The organism is Rhodothermales bacterium (genome assembly GCA_013002345.1).
In the GTDB taxonomy this organism is placed as follows: domain Bacteria; phylum Bacteroidota; class Rhodothermia; order Rhodothermales; family JABDKH01; genus JABDKH01.
Genome location: JABDKH010000015.1, coordinates 1 through 3,486, shown reverse-complemented (window position 1 = coordinate 3,486; position 3,486 = coordinate 1). Strand labels below are relative to the sequence as shown.

Sequence of the window (3,486 nt, the reverse complement as noted above, 5' to 3'; positions counted from 1 at the left end):
ATTCAGTACCGTGCGAATGGCTCGGTCGACGCCGCACACGGCGGAGTACGTTTTGTCGATCCCGCCGGCGATGATCCATCGCTGCCCACGCAAGTCTGGACGGACGTTCGTCCGGCCGCGGTTCGTTCATGGCTGCCGGTCTGGAATCATCCAGCGGAAAGCATGACGTTTGAGTTACGCCTGAGCGTCCCCGACTCGCTGTCGACGTTTGCGAGCGGTCAGCTGATAAACGAGCAGGATTCCGACAGTCTGCATCGGGTCGATCACTGGGCTGTGGATATTCCGCAGCCTGCGGACAGGATCGGGTTTGTGGTGGGCACATTCGCATTGGTGGAGGACCAATACGTCAGTCCGGTCGGGAAGCGGTCCATGCTTGTCTACGGCGCTGACTCCTTGGCTGGTACACTCATTGAAGATGTTTTCTACCCGACGCCGGATATGGTCGGGGTCATGGAGAAGCGAACGGCCGTGGAGTATCCATTTTCCGACTACAAGCAGGTCGCAGTACGGGGCCACTCCGATATGGTCGGCGGAACGGCGGGTCTGACAATTCTGAGCTCGGCAGTGATGCGCGACGGCCGCGCATTACTGGACGATCGGGGTGAGACCACATTGATGAGCGGACTGGCCAGCCAGTGGTTCGGCAGCTGGACCTCGGCTGCGGACTGGTCGGACATGGCTATCCTCGGAGGGCTTAACCGGATGTTGGAGTGGGCGTACCTCGAGGAAGCGCACGGCATCGACGCGGCCCGCGAACAGATCATCCTTACCCGCGAGCTGTATTTCGGCGAGGCCGCAACTGTTCGACGGCCGGCCATCTCGAAGAGTTCAAAGAGCGACGGGCATCTGGCGGCCGCACATTCGTCGGACAAGGCAGCGCTGGCTCTGTCCCAGCTCGCTTTCGTGATTGGCGACGAGACGTTCTGGCGAGCCGGTCGCGAGTTGTTGGCGCGACACGCCCAGCGGGCGGTCGCACTCGACGACGTCCGCGAATCCATGGAGCAGGCTGCCCGTCACCCGCTCGACGAGTACTTCGACCAGTGGTTTCTGCAGCCAGGTCACCCGGAGATTGTCATCGAGCATGATTACGACGCATCGGGCGGAATCTATGCGATACGACTCCGTCAGGTTCAGGACTCCAGCCTGTTTCCGACCTATGAAATTGACACCGACGTCGAACTGAACTTTGATTCGAGGCCGGCATACAGCGAACGGGTTCGTATTGCTTCGCGCGACACGACACTTACCTTCGGGGTGTCCGGACGGATCGCGTTTGTCACGGTAGACGCTCAGAAACGTCTCCTGGCGGACATCAGGGATCGCAAGCCGCTATGGCAATGGATCGCGCAGGCGGAGTTGGACGATGCCGTCGCCGGGCGATATGGTGCAGTAAAGACGCTGACGCGTGCACAGCGAGCGAGCGAAGTCCGGGATGCGCTGATTCGTGTGGCCGGTACCGACTCGTCGCCGCTGGTCCGCTCAGCTGCGTTGCAAGGCCTGGCGGGTTACGTGAGTTCGGCTGCCGTACTTCGGTTTGCGCTGGCCCAGACCGTTACGGATCCTGCGCCTGAGTGCCGCAGATCGGCTCTTCGGCTTCTGCAGGGTTCGGCCGATCCGGCGGCTGTGCGAGTAGTACGGGAAGCGCTACGTGATTCATCGTACGGAGTGGTTGCCACGGCGGTAGAAGTTCTGGGTGACCTCTCGCCGAAGCGCTTCTGGACGACGGTGGAACCCATCGCCCGTGACCAATCGTGGGAGGGCGTGGTTGAACGAGCTATTGCCGCGGTGCTCGAGACCAATCCGACTGCATCCAGCGCCGCATATCTGCGAGAGTTGATGGAACCGCAGAGGGACGAGGCGGTACGCGGGGCCGCTCTCGCAGCCTATCGAAAATTCGCTTCGTTGGGACCTGGTTGGAAGGCGGACGTCAAGTCGACGGCACAGTCGCTAATGTCAGATCGCAATCCGTCGATGCGCAAGCGCGCTCGAGAGGTTATTCAAGAGCTTTAGTCAAACTCTCGCAAGCGTGATGCGGTGGCTCTTCTCCATAGCTGTAACGGCGGCGTGTCATCTTCTGCTCGGTTGGGCATGGGGTGTCGCCGGTGGCATTCTGGCTGGCTGGCTGTGGACCACCGGTGGATGGTGGAGAGGCGCGGTGGTCGTGGGCAGTGTTTGGGCAGGCCTGACCTCGTATACTGTTGCCGTCGCCACCGGGCCGGCTATGGAATTGCATCGGATACTCGCAGGAGTTTCGGGTCTTGTGCCGAGCTTTGCGGTACCCCTTATCATTGTCGCCGTCGGTTTTCTTATTGGACTCTCTGGAGGACTTGTCGGCTCGGGATTACGAAAACTGGTCCGGCCTGTGGCCGCGCCGACGGCTGCAGCATAGAGTAGAGCATCGAGTAGAAAGGACATATACAACATGACTGAAAACGTACGAAACCTGTTAGAGCGCGTAGACGCGCTCGGGAGGTATCTTTGACGTCGCCGAGCGACGAAAGCGAATTGATGCTCTGAGCGAGAAGCGTCTCGACCCGAATTACTGGAATGATCCTACCGCCGCTCGCAAGGTGGAGCAGGCCCTCGCCGCCGAAAAGACCTGGCTGACGGCATGGGACGATATCAAGCGAAGGGCGGATGACATCCGGACGCTGGTTGAAATGGCCGAGGAGGAGGAGACAGATCTCAGCGGAGAGATCGATGCTGAGGCGGCGGCAATGGAATCGTTGGTCGAAACACTTGAACTCCGGAGCATGCTCAGCGAACCGGACGACGTGCGTAATGCCATCCTGACAATTCACCCCGGTGCCGGTGGCACGGAGAGTCAGGATTGGGCGGAGATGCTTCTGCGAATGTACACGAGGTGGGGAGAGAAGCACGACTATAAGGTGGAAATGCTCGAGTTCCAGGAGGGTGAGGGTGCGGGCATCAAGAGCGCCTCGATTCAGGTAGAAGGCTCGATGGCCTATGGCTATCTCAAGGCCGAGTCGGGCGTGCACCGACTGGTACGTATATCTCCATTTGATTCAAGCGGAAGGCGTCATACGTCGTTCGCCAGCGTATTCGTGTATCCGGAGGTAGACGACAGCATCGACATCGAGCTAAAGTCGGATGAGGTGGAGATGCAGACCTTTCGCTCCGGCGGAAAGGGCGGGCAGAACGTCAACAAGGTTGAGACCGGCGTCCGGCTCATCTGGACCGGTGCACTGTCGGACGGCACACAGCAGCGTGTCGTCGCGGAGTGCACGGAAGAGCGAAGCCAGTTGCAGAACCGCGAGCGCGCGACGACGATGCTCAAGAGTCGGATCTATCAGCTGGAGCTTGCGATTCAGGAGGCCGCCAAGAATGCGGTGGAAGGCAGCAAGAAGAAGATCGAATGGGGAAGTCAAATCCGTTCATACGTGTTTCAGCCGTACACCATGGTCAACGATCATCGGACCGAAACCAAGGTGACGGACATACAGTCGGTAATGGATGGTGATCTTG

General features: G+C 59.7%; 3 protein-coding genes. All 3 read left to right on the top strand.

Annotated elements, in window-relative coordinates; genetic code table 11:
* A partial coding sequence (locus tag HKN37_00760) for a hypothetical protein (protein ID NNE45170.1) occupies positions 1–2,010 on the top strand: 2,010 nt, incomplete at its 5' end.
* A gap of 19 nt (positions 2,011–2,029) precedes the next feature.
* Positions 2,030–2,389, top strand: a complete 360-nt coding sequence (locus HKN37_00755) for a hypothetical protein (protein NNE45169.1) — start codon at positions 2,030–2,032, stop codon at positions 2,387–2,389.
* A gap of 85 nt (positions 2,390–2,474) precedes the next feature.
* Positions 2,475–3,486: peptide chain release factor 2 (locus HKN37_00750; GenBank protein ID NNE45168.1), on the top strand; the 1,012-nt coding region annotated here is incomplete at its 3' end.